The organism is Kitasatospora cystarginea, from assembly GCF_039533515.1.
Lineage (GTDB): Bacteria > Actinomycetota > Actinomycetes > Streptomycetales > Streptomycetaceae > Kitasatospora > Kitasatospora cystarginea.
On record NZ_BAAATR010000053.1, the window covers coordinates 1 to 14,315 of the forward strand.

The 14,315-nt window shown below is 71.5% G+C and carries 10 protein-coding genes and 1 pseudogene; 8 read left to right on the plus strand and 3 right to left on the minus strand.

Features of this window, described 5'->3' with window-relative positions:
• Positions 1 to 156 precede the first annotated feature (156 nt).
• A pseudogene (locus tag ABD369_RS35650) lies at positions 157 to 684 on the plus strand (transposase); the annotation flags it as partial.
• 352 nt (positions 685 to 1,036) lie between these two features.
• On the opposite strand, the gene ABD369_RS35655 reads toward ABD369_RS35650, so the two are convergent.
• Positions 1,037 to 1,435 carry an ArsR/SmtB family transcription factor gene (locus tag ABD369_RS35655; protein WP_344640792.1) on the minus strand — a complete coding sequence of 133 codons (399 nt, stop codon included), beginning with the start codon at positions 1,433 to 1,435 and terminating at the stop codon, positions 1,037 to 1,039.
• Positions 1,436 to 1,534: 99 nt separating this feature from the next.
• On the opposite strand from ABD369_RS35655, the gene ABD369_RS35660 reads away from it, so the two are divergent.
• Complete coding sequence (locus tag ABD369_RS35660; protein ID WP_344640793.1) at positions 1,535 to 3,523, plus strand: heavy metal translocating P-type ATPase; 1,989 nt, start codon at positions 1,535 to 1,537, stop codon at positions 3,521 to 3,523.
• Positions 3,524 to 3,741: 218 nt separating this feature from the next.
• Here ABD369_RS35660 and ABD369_RS35665 read toward each other — a convergent pair whose 3' ends face one another.
• Positions 3,742 to 4,683 (minus strand): LysR family transcriptional regulator, encoded by a 942-nt coding sequence (locus ABD369_RS35665; protein ID WP_344640794.1) that lies wholly within the window; start codon positions 4,681 to 4,683, stop codon positions 3,742 to 3,744.
• 142 nt (positions 4,684 to 4,825) lie between these two features.
• Here ABD369_RS35665 and ABD369_RS35670 point away from each other — a divergent pair, with 142 nt between their 5' ends.
• The 4 genes from ABD369_RS35670 to ABD369_RS35685 all read left to right on the plus strand — a co-directional run bounded on the left by ABD369_RS35670 (position 4,826) and on the right by ABD369_RS35685 (position 8,066).
• Positions 4,826 to 5,125 carry a YciI family protein gene (locus ABD369_RS35670; protein ID WP_344640795.1) on the plus strand — a complete coding sequence of 100 codons (300 nt, stop codon included), beginning with the start codon at positions 4,826 to 4,828 and terminating at the stop codon, positions 5,123 to 5,125.
• Positions 5,126 to 5,198: 73 nt separating this feature from the next.
• Positions 5,199 to 6,182, plus strand: a complete 984-nt coding sequence (locus ABD369_RS35675) for an alpha/beta hydrolase (RefSeq protein WP_344640796.1) — start codon at positions 5,199 to 5,201, stop codon at positions 6,180 to 6,182.
• Positions 6,182 to 6,982: a glycine betaine ABC transporter substrate-binding protein gene (locus ABD369_RS35680; protein ID WP_344640797.1), complete on the plus strand. Its 801-nt coding sequence runs from the start codon at positions 6,182 to 6,184 to the stop codon at positions 6,980 to 6,982. Before ABD369_RS35675 ends, ABD369_RS35680 begins: the two co-directional genes overlap by 1 nt.
• A 49-nt stretch (positions 6,983 to 7,031) precedes the next feature.
• The gene (locus tag ABD369_RS35685; RefSeq protein ID WP_344640798.1) at positions 7,032 to 8,066 is read left to right on the plus strand and encodes a zinc-binding alcohol dehydrogenase family protein; all 1,035 of its coding nucleotides are present in this window, start codon (positions 7,032 to 7,034) and stop codon (positions 8,064 to 8,066) included.
• 617 nt (positions 8,067 to 8,683) lie between these two features.
• On the opposite strand, the gene ABD369_RS35690 is transcribed toward ABD369_RS35685, so the two are convergent.
• Positions 8,684 to 10,588 carry a PAS domain S-box protein gene (locus ABD369_RS35690; RefSeq protein WP_425557852.1) on the minus strand — a complete coding sequence of 635 codons (1,905 nt, stop codon included), beginning with the start codon at positions 10,586 to 10,588 and terminating at the stop codon, positions 8,684 to 8,686.
• Between the two features lie 1,053 nt (positions 10,589 to 11,641).
• Between ABD369_RS35690 and ABD369_RS35695 the strand changes: the two genes are divergently transcribed.
• Positions 11,642 to 12,937, plus strand: coding sequence for a multicopper oxidase family protein (locus tag ABD369_RS35695; protein WP_344640800.1), 1,296 nt, complete (start codon positions 11,642 to 11,644; stop codon positions 12,935 to 12,937).
• Positions 12,938 to 13,056: 119 nt separating this feature from the next.
• Positions 13,057 to 14,148 (plus strand): hypothetical protein, encoded by a 1,092-nt coding sequence (locus tag ABD369_RS35700; protein WP_344640801.1) that lies wholly within the window; start codon positions 13,057 to 13,059, stop codon positions 14,146 to 14,148.
• Positions 14,149 to 14,315 lie beyond the last annotated feature (167 nt).

Genomic DNA, 14,315 nt, shown 5'->3' on the forward strand with positions numbered 1-14,315 from the left:
CCACAGCCGTCACCACGCACTCCAGGCGCTGACGCTCAGACCGTGGCCGCGGGGACCGGGAAGTCATCGACACACCCAATCCAACGCCACCGGGGCGACCTTGGACACCGTTCCCGGGCCCGAACCATTCGATTCAACGACCCGCGAAGTACGGGCCTAGCCGTCGTCGACGAGGAACACCAGGTCATCGCCGCCGCCGACGTGACGACCAACGCCTCCGACGCGCTGAACCACACCACCATGCTCGACCAGTCCGCGGCCAACACCGGCGCCCACCCCAAGCAGGCGCTGGTCGACGCCGGCCACTGTTCCGAAACCAACCTCGAAGCCGCGAAAGAACGCCAACTGGCCTGCGGCACCAAGACGTTCATGGCAACCGGCCGACTCGCCCACGACGAGCAGACCCCACCCGCACCACACGGACGCATCCCCGCCAACGCCACCCTCAAGGAACGCATGGCCCGCGAACTGCGGACCAAGCCCGGCAAGGCCGCCTACCGGCGTCGAGAAGCCGTCGTCGAACCCGTCTTCGGACAGATCATGACCTGCCAGAACGGCCGCCGACTCCTCCTGCGCGGCGAAGACGGAGCCCGCGGCGAGTGGCGACTGCTCGCAGCCTGCCACAACCTCCGCAAGATCTTCCGACACACCGGAACCACCGGACTCGCCGCCCAGGCCGGCTGATCAGCCAGGCCTCCCACCCCGCCAGCAGGCCCCACCAGCCGGACACCTGACCGGCAGGACCGACCCAAAGTCCCACAGATGCCAACCGGACGGCCGCGACCGATCCCACCGATCACGGCCGACCTGCCGCTTGCCCGTTGCCGGGACACGCTCCTAGCCGTTCCTGAACCGCCGTGTAGCGTTCCCTGGTACGGGCGACCATCCGCCTCGCCGGAGTCCCCGCCCCGTCCAAAGTCGCCAGACCCGCGTCGCTGACGCATCGTCGACACGGTTCCGCCGAGGGCGGGTGGCCGACTCCGAGCGCGATCAGGCCTGCAACCAGCTGCCGTGCAGCGTGGGCGACGGAGTCCGGTCAGCGCGCCGCGTCTGGCACGGCCTCGTCCGCTTCCTCCGCCTCGGTGGCGTCGCTGAGCCCGAGGCGCAGGTGCTCGATGTGATAGACGGCCTGGTCTAGGAGTTCGGCGACGTGGTTGTCGTAGAGCTCGTAGACGACCGAGCGGCCCTGCCGCCGGCCGACCACCAGGCCGAGGTTGCGCAGCAGGCGCAGCTGGTGGGAGCAGGCGGACTGCTCCATGCCGACCTCGCCGGCGAGTTCGGTGGCGGCGCAGGGGCCTTCGCGCAGGCGGGCGAGGATCAGCAGTCGGGAGGGAGTGGCCAGGGCCTGCAGAGTGGTGGCCACCCGGGCGGCGCTGGCCTCGTCCAGGCGTATGCGCGGGACGGCGTTCTTCGCGGGAGCGGCTCCATGACCCATGTGCCCAATACTACAGACGACAAATGAATAACTGTTCATATGTACCTGTATGGTGGTTGAGTCGTTAGCCCCGACCTGCGCGAAGAGGTCTGCCCTGCCATGCCTTCCACCCTGATCGAGCACCCAGCGCCCGCTGCGCTCGCGCGTCCCGGCGCCGCCCCGCGGCGGCACACGCGTGTGTTCGCACTGCCCGAGGCCCGCTGGGCGGCAGCCGCGACGGTGCTGTTCCTGATCGCCCTGCCGCTCCAGCTGACCGGAGCGAGCGCGTGGTCCTGGGGGCCGCTGTACGCCCTCGCCTACGCCACCGGTGGCTGGGAGCCCGCCTGGGCGGGCCTCCAGGCGCTCAGGGAGAGGACCCTCGACGTCGACCTGCTGATGATCGTCGCCGCCCTCGGCGCCGCCGCGGTCGGACAGGTGATGGACGGCGCGCTGCTGATCGTCATCTTCGCCACTTCCGGCGCGTTGGAGGCCCTGGCCACCGCGCGTACCGCCGACTCGGTGCGCGGGCTGCTCGACCTCGCCCCCGCCACCGCGACCCGCCTTCTGGACGACGGCACCGAGGAGACCGTACCGACCGAGAACCTCGCTGTCGGCGACACCGTCCTGGTGCGGCCGGGCGAGCGGATCGGCGCCGACGGCCGGGTACTGGACGGAACGAGCGAGGTCGACCAGGCCACCATCACCGGCGAGCCGCTGCCGGTGCCCAAGGAGATCGGTGACGAGGTGTTCGCCGGCACCCTGAACGGCAGCGGTGCCCTGCGGGTGAAGGTCGACCGGGACGCCTCCGACTCGGTGATCGCCCGGATCGTGCAGATGGTCGAGGAAGCCTCCGAGACCAAGGCCCCCACGCAGTTGTTCATCGAGAAGGTCGAGCAGCGCTACTCCATCGGCATGGTCATCGCCACCCTCGCCGTCTTCGCTGTGCCACTGGCATTCGGCGCGGCGTTCACCGGCTCGCTGCTGCGCGCGATGACCTTCATGATCGTCGCCTCGCCGTGCGCCGTGGTCCTGGCCACCATGCCGCCGCTGCTGTCCGCCATCGCCAACGCCGGACGCCACGGTGTGCTGGTGAAGTCCGCCGTGGTGATGGAGCGCCTCGGTCAGGTCGACACCGTCGCGCTCGACAAGACCGGCACCCTCACCGAGGGCACGCCCCGCGTCACTGACATCCGCCCCCTGGCCGGCTCTCATCTGACGGAGGAGGAGCTGCTGGCACTTGCGGCGGCCGCCGAGCACCCCAGCGAACACCCGCTCGCCCGCGCCGTCGTGGACGCCGCCCGCACCCGGGGCCTCGCCCTCACCACCGCCGAGGACTTCACCTCCACCCCCGGCATCGGCGTCACCGCCACCGTCGACGGCCGTGCGGTCGCGGTCGGTGCCCCCGCCCGGCTGCTGAACGACGCCGACGACGCAATGTCCGCCTGGGCCACCACCGTGGCAGGTGACCTGGAGGACGATGGCGGCACTGCCGTACTGGTGGAGGCGGACGGCGTCCCGGTCGGGGTGCTGGGCATCGCCGACCGCCTGCGCCCGGACGCAGCCGCCACCGTCGCCGCACTCACGGCCCTGACCGGCGCCGCCCCTGTGCTGGTCACCGGCGACAACCCGTGCGCCGCCGCCCGTCTGGCGGCCGAGGTCGGCATCGCCGACGTTCGCGCGGGCCTGCTGCCGCAGGACAAGGTCACCGCGGTGAAGGAACAGGAGCAGGCCGGGCGGAAGGTACTGGTGATCGGCGACGGCGTCAACGACGCCCCCGCGCTCGCCGCCGCCCACACCGGCATCGCCATGGGCCGGGCCGGCTCCGACCTCGCGCTGGAGACCGCCGACGCGGTCATCGTCCGCGATGAACTCGCCACCGTCCCAGCTGTGGTGGCACTCTCCCGCCGCGCCCGCGGCCTCGTGGTGCAGAACCTGGTCATCGCCGCGCTGTTCATCTCCGGCCTGGTGCTCTGGGACCTGGTCGCCACCCTCCCGCTGCCGCTCGGCGTGCTCGGCCACGAGGGCTCGACCGTGATCGTCGGCCTCAACGGCCTGCGCCTGCTGCGCGAGACCGCTTGGACCAAGGCCCTTGCGGAGGGCCGCCGGTGACCCATCGCGCCCTCCCCCAGCCTTCGGCCGGGGGTACCCCCTCGGCCGCCGCACCCGCCAAGGGGCGGCGGCTCGCTGCACCGCCACGGTCTGCCGCGGATTGCTGCTGCGGCACGCCGAAGGCCGCCGAGCGGTGTCGTCGGCCGGGCGTGAACTCCTCCACCGTGCCGGATAGACGGCGCATCATCGCTGCTACTGATCGCTTCGACATGAGAGCACTATCGACGGGACTGGGGGGCTCGTTCGGTGAGGCGCAGCCGTCGGCGGATGTGGGTGGGCATCAGGAGGGCTTGGTCGGTGAGGATGTCCAGGAACGCGGCGGCGACGGGGTCCGGGCCGGTGCGGGTGTAGGCGGTGAGTTGGCGGCTGACCGGGGGGTCGGGGCGTAGGAGTGCGCCCGCGAAGTGCGGGGGGATGGTGTTGGCGGGGACGAGGGTGGGGCCGAGTCCGGCGGCGGCGTAGTTGGCGGCGGCGGGGGCCTGTTCGGTGCGTACCGCGATCTTCGGGTGGAATCCCGCGGCGGCGCAGGCCCGGTCGAGGATGCCGGCGAGTCCGCTGTCGGGGGTGAAGTGCACCCACTCGCGGTCCGCGAGGTCGGCCAGGCGTATCCCGGGCGTCTGGTCGGTGGAGGTGACCGGGTCGCCGGCGTGGGTGATGACCAGGAACTCTTCGGTGCCGACGTACCGGATGGGGCCCTCCCAGGCGGTTGGCGGTGGTCCGAGAGCAATGTCGGCCTGGCCTGCCGCCATGGCCGCGGCGAGGTCCTCGGCGCGCCGGTGTTCGAAGAGCCGGACCCGTACGCCCGGGTGCCGGTCCCGCCAGATGCCGAGCGCGCCGGGGAGTACGCCGAAGCTGATCGAGTAGAGCGTGGCGAGGTGGAGTTCGCCGCCCGCCACCCCGGTGGCCCGGCGGGCCGCGGTGGTGGCGCGCTCGGCGTCGGCGAGGGCGGCGCGGGCGTGGGGCAGCATCGCGCGCCCGGCCGGGGTGAGCCGCACCGCGCGCGGCAGGCGCTCCAGCAGGGGGCCGCCGACCTCCCGCTCCAGGGCCTGGAACTGGTGGGACAGGCCGGGCTGGGTGATGTGCAGGCGCTCGGCGGCGCGCGTGAAGGAGCCCTCGTCGACGATGGCCACCAGGTATTCGAGCTGTCTCAGCGTTGCCATTCGCTCAGCATATGAGTTCGATAGAAACGATTCCTTGGACTGATGGGTGCTGGATTTCGCAGGATGGCGGCATGCCTCGCGGCGGGGGCCTGCTGCCCCGCGCCGCCTCGTCCTCTGCGGAACCCTGAAGGAGTACACCGCCATGTCCGACCAGCCCAAGACCACCGTGCTCGCCACCTTCGCAGCCGCGCCGCACGCCACCGAGGAGGACTTCGCGAAGGTCATTGATGCCGAGCTGGCCCGTGCCAAGGAGCTCGTCGACGGGGGTGTGATCGTGCACGGCTACCACCGCACCGACCTGGTGGGCGCGGCCCTGATCGTGGACGCCGAGACGGTCGAGGCCGCCCGCGAGATCCTCGCGACGCTGCCCGCGGTCGCGGCCGGCCTGGTCGAGACCGAGTCGATCATGCCGCTCATCCCCCTGCAGCTGCCGCAGAACTGACTCAACGTCGTGGGGCCGGGCGCCGAGCCGTGCCCGCGCCCGGCCCCGCACCTTCGCGTCCGGAGCACTCACCATGTCCGACCTCCCTCGCCCGCCGTCGCCGGTCCTCGATGCGGCCGCGCGGTTGTTCGCCGACCGGGCCGCGGCCGGGCCCGACCCGCGCCTCCTGCCCCTGCCCGAGATCCGCGCGCGGCTGGACCTGGCGCAGTCCGGGCCCACCGCGCGGCCCGAGGCCCACATCGAGGACCTGACCGTGCCGGGCGGCCCCACCGGCCCGGTACGGGTGCGCGTCGTCCGCCCGCCCGGGCCGGCGGCCGGACCCCTGCCGGTGGTCCTGCACCTGCACGGCGGCGGCTGGATCGCGGGCAGCACCACCAGCCACGACCGGCTGCTGCGCGAGCTCGCGGTGGGGGCCCAGACGGCCGTCGTCTTCGTCGACTACGACCTGGCGCCGGAGGCGCCCTACCCCACCGCCCTGCTGCAGGCCCGCACCGTCGCCGGCTGGATCACCCGGCAGGGCGCGGCGATCGGTCTGGACCCGGCCCGGATGGCCGTGCTCGGTGACAGCGCCGGCGGGAACCTGGCCGCCGCCCTGTCCCTGACGGCCACGGAGCACGGCGAGTTCTCCTTCGTCCGACAGGTCCTGCTCTACCCGCCGCTGTCGGCCGACTTCGACACCCCCTCCTACCGCCAGTTCGCGCAGGGGTACTTCCAGAGCGCGGACTACCTGCGCTGGCTGTGGCAGCAGTACCTTCCCGACCCCGCCCTGCGGAACGAGCCGACGGCCGCTCCGCTGCACGCCCGACCGGACCAGCTCACCGCACTGCCGCCCACGCTGGTCATCACCGCCGAAGCCGACGTGCTTCGCGACGAGGGCGAGGCCTACGCCGCCAAGCTGCGTGCCGCCGGCGTGCCCGTGACCGCCGTGCGCTACCTCGGCACCGTGCACGCGTTCGTCGTTCTGGACGGCCTGCGCGACACCCCGGCCGCTCGGGCGGCCATCGCCCAGATCACCGCATTCCTGCGGGACGCCCTCCACCGCCGACAGGAGTCCTGATGACCACCCGCGACCCCGCTCCCCCGCTGACCGTGGGGAACATCGCGCTGTCCTTCCACCGTGCCGTCGCGGCCGTCACCCGCCGCGTCCTGGAGGCTCACGGCCATCGGGTGACCGGCATCGAGGCACGGCACGAACAGCTCTTCCGGTTGCAGGCGGCCCGACAGGTGGACGTGCTCGTCTCCGCCTGGCTGCCCTCCAGCCACGACGGCTACCTCGCCGGGTACCGCGACGAGGTGCGCGTGCTCGCCCCGCACTACGAGCCGTACTGCCTCTGGGCCGTGCCACCGTACGTCCCCGTCGAAGCGGTCGGCGAGGTCGCCGACCTCACCCGTCCCGAGGTGGCCGCGCGGATGACCCGTGCCATCGACGGCATCAACCCCGGTGCGGGGATCAGCCGCTTCTCCGCCCGGATGGTGACCGCGTACGGCCTCGACCAGGCCGGCTACACCTTCGCCCCGGGCACCGAGCCTGGCTTCATCGCCCGGGTCGAGCAGGGGATCGCCGACCGGGAGTGGTTCGTCATCCCGCTCTGGCGCCCGCAGTACCTCAACCGCCTCCACGGCCTGCGCGCCATCGCCGAGCCCGAGGGGCTGCTGGGCGCCGTCGACGCGGCCGGTCCCGTCATCCGCCGTGAGGCGCTCGACCGCGTCCACCCCGAAGCGCTGGCCCGCCTCGATGCGCTGCACCTCGGAAACGACGGCGTCGAGGAGCTCGACACCATGATCAACGCGGACGGCGTCACACCGCTGCAGGCCGCCGACCGCTATCTGGCGAGCCGCCCGGACCTACTCCCGTGACACGGCACCGCGCCCAGCCACCCCGCCCCACCTCGACCAGGAGGATGCCATGAGCAAGAACCGGACCACGACCATGCGCGCCGTCGGTTACCGGAAGAACCTGCCCGTCGACAACCCCCGGAGCCTGCTGGACATCGAACTCCCGGTACCCGAGCCGGGCCCGCGCGACCTGCTCGTCCAGGTGGAGGCCGTCGCGGTCAACCCTGTCGACCACAAGGTCCGCCAGAACGCCGATCCCGGCCCCGAGCCCAGGGTGCTCGGCTGGGACGTGGCGGGCACCGTGGTCGCGGTCGGCGAGGAGGTCCGACTCTTCGCGATCGGTGACGAGGTCTACTACGCGGGCGCGTTGGACCGGCCCGGCGCCAACTCGCAGTTCCACACCGTGGACGAGCGGCTGGTGGGCCGCAAACCGACCACGCTCTCCTTCGCCGAGGCCGCAGCGCTGCCGCTGACCTCCCTCACCGCCTGGGAGGGCCTCTTCGAGCGGCTGGGCCTGCACACCGGCGCCCTGGAGCGGGCCGGGACGCTGCTGGTGACCGCCGCCGCGGGCGGCGTCGGCTCCATGGTGACCCAACTGGCCCGCGCCCTCACCAGTTTGACCGTGGTGGGTACCGCCTCCCGCCCGGAGACCGTCGCCTTCGCCCGCCGCATGGGCGCCGACCACGTCATCGACCACCGCAAGCCGCTGGCCCCGCAGCTCGCCGAGGTCGCGCCGGGTGGCCTGGACCACGTCTTCAGCACCACCGCCACCGACCAGAACCTCGCGGCCTATGCCGAGGCGCTCAACCCCTTCGGCCGGATCGTCGCCATCGACGACTTCGACTCGCTGCCGATCGGCCTGCTCAAGGCGAAGAGCATCTCCTTCCACTGGGAGTTCATGTACACCCGCTCGATGTTCCGCACCGCCGACCAGGCCACCCAGCACCACATCCTCACCCAGATCGCTCGGCTGGTGGACGCCGGCCGTCTCACCACCACCGCCACCCAGGACCTCGGCCCGATCAACGCCGCCAACCTCCGCCGGGCCCACCGCATCCAGGAGTCCGGCACGGCCATCGGCAAGACCACCCTCACCGGCTTCTGACGGAAGCCACGCCCCGATCACCAGGGCCCGGTGACTTGACGGTCGCCGGGCCTGGCAGCTCGGCTCCGCTTCGTCGTGCCTGTGGCCTGACGGGGTGATCACGACATGTCCACATCACGTCAGGCCGGGCAGCGAGGACGGCGATATCAGCGGAGTGCGCCCGCAGCGCGCCGACGGCCGGGCACCAGTGCTACCGGCGGCCGTGGTCCGCAGTCGACCCGGTCGCGACGGCCGCCCGCATCGAGGCCGGTCTAGGACGCTTCACGAGCGCTGTCACGCTTCATACGAGCATCGAGATCCGGCGCGCTGAGACCGGCCGCCAGCCCACACCGGTGGAGCGGCCGCTGATCGACGGATTCGAGTCGCTCCTCCGCTCTCACCTGCCCTCGGCAGCCCACAGCGCCGCGGTCCTGGCCGGCAGCGGGCTGAGTGTGGAGCAGGTCGTGACCGCTGCCCTCGATGCCGTGTCGGACGGAGTGCGGCCATGACCTGAAAGCCTTCGAAGTACCACTGGCGGGTGACTTGACAGGCCGTGGGCCGGTCGGCCGGTCCTCTCACGGCTCGGACGGACGGTTACTGAAGATGACCTCCTGATGTCGGCCCGAAGCGGGCGCGGTTTACAACCGGAGGGTGAACCAGGTGGTCTTGCCCTGGTCGCCGGGGCGGACACCCCACTTGTCCGCGAGGGTGTCGACGAGGAGGAGGCCGCGTCCGGATTCGTCGTCGGCGGCGGCCAGGCGCGGCTGGGGCAGTCGGGGGCTCTGGTCGCTGAGTTCGACGGTGAGTTCGGTGCTGGTGCGGCGCAGGTGCAGGCCGAGCGGTCCCCGGGCGTGCTGGACGGCGTTGGTGAGGATCTCGGAGAGCAGCAGCCGGGCGTCATCGGCCACATGGGCACAGTCCCACGAGATCAGGACCTTGGCCAGGAAGGCGCGGGCCTCGGACACGGCGACGGGGAGGGCAGGCAGCTCGGTCTCGGCGGTGGTGGCCGGCAGGGCAGTGGGGAGTTGGGCCAGGAGCAGGGTGACGTCGTCGTTGTGGCCGTGGACGTCGGGCAGCACGGCGGCCAGTACGTGGTCGGTCGCGGCCTCCAGACTGCGGGTGGCCGCGAAGGCGTCGGTGAGGGCGGCGGCGAGCCGGTCGAGCTGGTACTCGATGTCGCTGCCGGGGGTTTCGACCAGGCCGTCGGTGTAGAGGGCGAGGGTGGCGCCGGGTGGGACGGTGGTGGTGGCCTGCTGATGCAGGATGTCGCCGACGCCCAGCGGTACGTTCACGGGGGCGGCCAGGGTGCGCACGCCGTTGTCGGGGGTGACGGCGAAGACGGGCAGGTGTCCGGCCGAGCAGAGGGTCACCTCTCCGGTGTCCAGGACGATGACCAGGTAGCAGCAGGTGATCAGCTGGTCGGGAAGGTCCAGGTCGGCGACGACCGCATCCAGGGCCTGCATGAGCCGGTGGGGCTGCATGCCGGTCTTGGCCAGGGCGTGGGCGGCGGAGCGCAGCTGGCCCATGAGGGCGGCGGCTTCCAGGCCGCGTCCCATCACGTCGCCGATCAGCACGCCGACGCGGCCGGCGCCCAGCGGGATGAGGTCGAGCCAGTCGCCGCCCACCCCGGCGCCCTGGGTGGCGGGCAGGTAGCGGTGGGCGGCGGCCAGACCCGGAATGGTGGGCGGGGTACCCATCAGGCTGCGTTGCAGGGTGAGGGCGATGTGCCGCTGTTGTTCGTACAGGGCGGTCAGTTCGGCCTCGGCCCGCTTGCGGTCGCTGATGTCGCGGACGATGGCGCAGGCGCCGACGACCGTGCCGTCGGCGGCGCGGGTGGGCCAGAGGGTGACGTCCACGTCCAGCAGGTCGCCGGTGCGGGTGACGCGGAGGGTCTCGAAGTGCTCGACCTTCTCCCCGTTCCGCAGGCGCTCCAACAGCACGGTGATCTCGGCGTGGTGGTCGGGCGGGGCCAGCAGCGCCACGTGCCGGCCGATGGCCTCCTCGGCCGTGTAGCCGTACAGCCGGTGGGCGGCGGCGTTCCAGTAGGTGATCTGGCCGTCGAGGGTCTTGGCGAGGATCGCGTCCTGGGAGGACTCCACCAGCGCGGCAAGCTCGTTGATGCGCTCCTCTGCGGCCTTGCGCTCGCTGACGTCGCGGACGGCGGCGGAGACGAGGAGCCCGTCGGCGGTCTCCAGGGGGCTGAGACTGATCTCGACGGGGAACTCGGTGCCGTCCTTGCGCAGCCCGTGCAGCTCCAGCCCGGCGCCCATCGGGCGGACCTGGCGGTTGGCGACGTAGCCGTCGCGGTGGGCGGTGTGATGCTCACGAAAGCGGCCGGGCACGAGCAACTCGACGGGGCGGCCCAGGAGTTCCTCGCGTTGGTAGCCGAACAACGCCTCGGTCTGTGCGTTGACCAGCATGACGGTTCCCGTGTCGTCCACGATCACCATGGCATCCGGGGCCGCCTCCAGCAGCCCCCGGAACCGCTCCTCGGCCGCCCCGGGCCCGCTCGCCCCGGCTGCGGCCCCCGAGGGCCCGGGCATCCGGTCGGCGGGGAAGCCTCTGTCCCGGAACGCCGCGTCGGCCGTGTCTCTCATCTCAGCCCCCTGACTCGCAGTTCACCGCGTTCCGCCCAGCCCAGCACATCCGCACCACGGCCGCGCGCAGATGTCCGCAACTGACACACCGCCGTCGCACATGCCCGATGGAAGGGTCGAAAAGCGATGATTTCGTCATATGCTGATCGGCTATGCCCGGGTCCCGACCGCCGACCAGAACCGTGGGGCAGCTACTTCCTCAGCGATGACCACCCTCCCTTATGACGGCAGCCAGCACCTCGGCCGACTCCACCTGATGCGACTGCCCGTTGAGGATGACGGCCGACAGCGACACAGGATCGGACCACTCCATGATCAACTGCTCATGACCACGGACGTAGACGTTCCGACCCCACACCGTGCCGCGCCCCGCTATCTCCGGACACGTGGAACGACTCGGCGAGATCACACGCGACCAACCCGCCCGCGCGATCTCCGAGTCCCAAAACCCCGGGCCAGCCAGCATCACGCCTCCCCAGACCGGCGACTGCGCACGGTCTTCCTCGTGACCATCATCCTCGTCGATCGCTTCGCCGCCGCGTTCGGGTGCTCCTCCTGGGCCCGCTCGACCGCGGCCTGCAGCGCTGCCGTCAGGCCCGTCGCCCCGGCCGCCGGCGGCAACACCCGGGGCTGTGGGCCGGATGGCCGTCCCGGCATGCGATGAGTGGTCGTTCGGGATGGTATTGAAGGCACGATCCGTTCTGTGATCGATTCGCCCGGAGTTGCGGGGTTCACCCAGGCCCAGAAGCGGCGAGCAAGCCCCTGCCGTCACCGATCTGCGGCTCTGCTGGAGGCAGTCACATGCGGCCTCGCCCTTCCTCAGCCTGGCTCGCCGCCGGCCTGCTACTCACCACGGTGTCCGTACCCGGCAGCGCCGGCCCGTCCTGGGCGGCCGCGCGACCGGATCAGCCCCCGGCGCCGCCGTCCGCGGATGCACCGCACCGACCGGCGACACCGCCTGCCGGTACCGGTCGACCGCTGCAGGACCCGCCGGAGCTGGTGAGCCACAACGGTGTGCTGCGAGCGCAGATCATCGTCGAGCGGCGGAAGGCCGCAGTGGGTGATCGCGAGCTGTACGCGCTGACCTACAACGGCCTCTACATGCCGCCCACCCTGCGGATCCGGCCGGGCGACCGGGTGGAGCTGGCCATGACGAACCGGGTGAACGAGAACACCAACGTCCACGTCCACGGGCTCCATGTTTCGCCGAAGAGTCCGTCCGACGACATCTTCATCGCCATCAAGCCGGGCGAGACCTATCACTACTCCTACCGGATCCCGCGTGACATCACACCGGGGACCTACTGGTACCACTCCCACGCCAACATGCGCTCCGCCCCGCAGGTGGCGGGCGGAGAGTCGGGTGTCATCCTCGTCGACGGGCTGGAGCAGGACCTGCCCCGCTCCCTGCGCCACATCAAAGAGCGGGTCATCGCGCTCAAGGACGACCAGGTCCAGGGCGACTCCGTCAAGACCGAGGACCTCAGCATCGGAGCGCCCACCAACCGCACCGTCAACGGTCAGCAGAACCCGGTCATCAGCATCCGGCCGGGAGAGACCCAACTGTGGCGGCTGGCCAACATCGGCGCCAACATCTACTACAAGCTCAACCTGCCGGGTGTGAAGTTCCACGTGATCGCCCAGGACGGCTACCCCGTCAAGCAGGTCTACTCCGCGGATTCCCTGGTGATCCCGGCCGCCGCGCGGTTCGACGTACTGGTGCAGGGCGGTGCGCCCGGCAGTGCGCAGTTGCAGACGCTCGCCTACGACACCGGACCGGCCGGGAACAAGTTCCCACAGGTGAACCTGGCGACCGTGGTCACCTCGGGCAGGCCGATGCGTCCGGCGCGACTGCCCGACCGCTTCGCGCCGAACGAGGACCTCAGCCGTGCCGACATCGCCGCGCGGCACGACATCGTCTACACGGAGAACGCCGCGGGCACCGAGTTCTACATCAACGGTAGGCAGTTCGACCCGAACCGGGTGGACATCACCTCCAGGCTGAACACCGTCGAGGAGTGGCACGTCGTCAACAACACCGACGAGGAACACTCCTTCCACCTCCACACCAACCACTTCCAGCTGATGAGCATCGACGGCACGCCCACAGAGCCCGGCCACCGCTGGTTCGAGACCATCAACGTCCCGGCCAGGGGAAACGCCGTCCTGCGGGTCCGCTTCACCGAGTTCACCGGCAAGACCGTCTTCCACTGCCACCTCCTCAACCACGAGGACAAGGGCATGATGGCCGTCCTCGACATCGTCCCTGGTGCTCCGGAAGCGCAGAGGCGCTGAGCCGGCCCCGCCTACAAGCCCCCGCGGCAGCTGACTGTCCGCCACCGTCCGTTCACGACTCGCCCGGCGACCGCTACCGGTCGAACAGCGCGGGCCGGTCGCCGGGCCACAATGGCGTCATGAGTTTGATCTACACCCTGGCCGGACTGCTGATCCTGCTGACCACGGTGGCGAGCATCCTGCGCACCCTGGTGGTGCCGCGTGGGCTCTACTCCGCGTTGGTCTACCGGCTCTGGGCCTGTCTGCGTGCCGTGCTGAGACAGGTGGCCGGGCCGTTCGGCGGCACGTACCAGGCACATGACCGGGCGCTGACCTGGCTGGCCCCGCTGGTACTGGTGGGCATGCTCGCCACCTGGCTGATCGGGATGCTCTGCGCCTACACCTTGCTGCTGCACGGCACTTCGAACCTGGACTGGAGCACCTCCTTCCGTGAGGCCGGGTCCAGCCTGTTCACCCTGGGCTTCGCCAGCAGCGCCCGGCTGCGGCTGAGCGCGCTGGACTTCGTGGCCGCGGCGAGCGGCCCGCTGACCATCGCCCTGCTGATCGGCTACCTGCCCACCCTCTACTCCTCCTACAACCGGCGCGAGGTGGAGGTGACCCTGCTGGAGTCCCGGGCGGGCGAACCGGCCTGGGGGCCCGAACTGCTGGCCCGGCAGTCGCTGGTGGACACCGAGACCGCGCTGCCGCAGCTCTACCGCGACTGGGAGCGACTGGCCGCCGACATCGGCGAGGGGCACTCCAACTACCCGGTGCTGCTCGCCTTCCGCTCCCCGAAGCCGAACCGCAACTGGGTGGTCGCGCTGCTCGCGGTGATGGACGCGGCGGCGATCCAGCTCGCCCTCTGCCCCCGTTCGGCTCCGCCGGAAGCCCGGCTGGTGCTGCGTGCCGGATTCACCGCGCTGCGCGACATCGCCCGGACCGTACGCGTCGACTTCGACCCGGACCCCGAGCCGGACACCCCGATCCGGCTCACCTTCGAGGAGTTCGACGCGGCGGTCGCCATGATCGTCGCGAGCGGCTTCGTCAAGGAGCGCGAACCGGTGGACGCCTGGCCGCACTTCCGGGGCTGGCGGGTCAACTACGAGTCCCTCGCCTACGAGCTGGCCCGGCGCGGCGACGCCGTCCCCGCCCTCTGGTCCGGCCCCCGGGACTTCCCGTCCACCCCGATCCCGCCCCGCCGCCCGGCCGACCGCCGGCCCCAGGCCGCCTGACCCGGTACCCCCGTGCCGCCCGGGGGTACCTACGGGCCGCAGTCCGCCGGCACCTGCAGGCAGCCGGTGCCCCGTGCCGCCCGGGGGCACCGAGCCCGGCTCCGTCGACCGGGTGCGCGGAGAGTCCGAGACCAGCCACCTCACCGGCCCACCGCGCCAAGGGGCCG

Excerpts from the sequence above, each read along its gene's own strand:
- ABD369_RS35655 (WP_344640792.1), bottom strand. The coding sequence starts at position 1,435 with ATGGGTCATGGAGCCGCTCCCGCGAAGAACGCCGTCCCGCGCATACGC.
- ABD369_RS35660 (WP_344640793.1), top strand. The coding sequence starts at position 1,535 with ATGCCTTCCACCCTGATCGAGCACCCAGCGCCCGCTGCGCTCGCGCGT.
- ABD369_RS35665 (WP_344640794.1), bottom strand. The coding sequence starts at position 4,683 with ATGGCAACGCTGAGACAGCTCGAATACCTGGTGGCCATCGTCGACGAG.
- ABD369_RS35670 (WP_344640795.1), top strand. The coding sequence starts at position 4,826 with ATGTCCGACCAGCCCAAGACCACCGTGCTCGCCACCTTCGCAGCCGCG.
- ABD369_RS35675 (WP_344640796.1), top strand. The coding sequence starts at position 5,199 with ATGTCCGACCTCCCTCGCCCGCCGTCGCCGGTCCTCGATGCGGCCGCG.
- ABD369_RS35680 (WP_344640797.1), top strand. The coding sequence starts at position 6,182 with ATGACCACCCGCGACCCCGCTCCCCCGCTGACCGTGGGGAACATCGCG.
- ABD369_RS35685 (WP_344640798.1), top strand. The coding sequence starts at position 7,032 with ATGAGCAAGAACCGGACCACGACCATGCGCGCCGTCGGTTACCGGAAG.
- ABD369_RS35690 (WP_425557852.1), bottom strand. The coding sequence starts at position 10,588 with ATGCCCGGGCCCTCGGGGGCCGCAGCCGGGGCGAGCGGGCCCGGGGCG.
- ABD369_RS35700 (WP_344640801.1), top strand. The coding sequence starts at position 13,057 with ATGAGTTTGATCTACACCCTGGCCGGACTGCTGATCCTGCTGACCACG.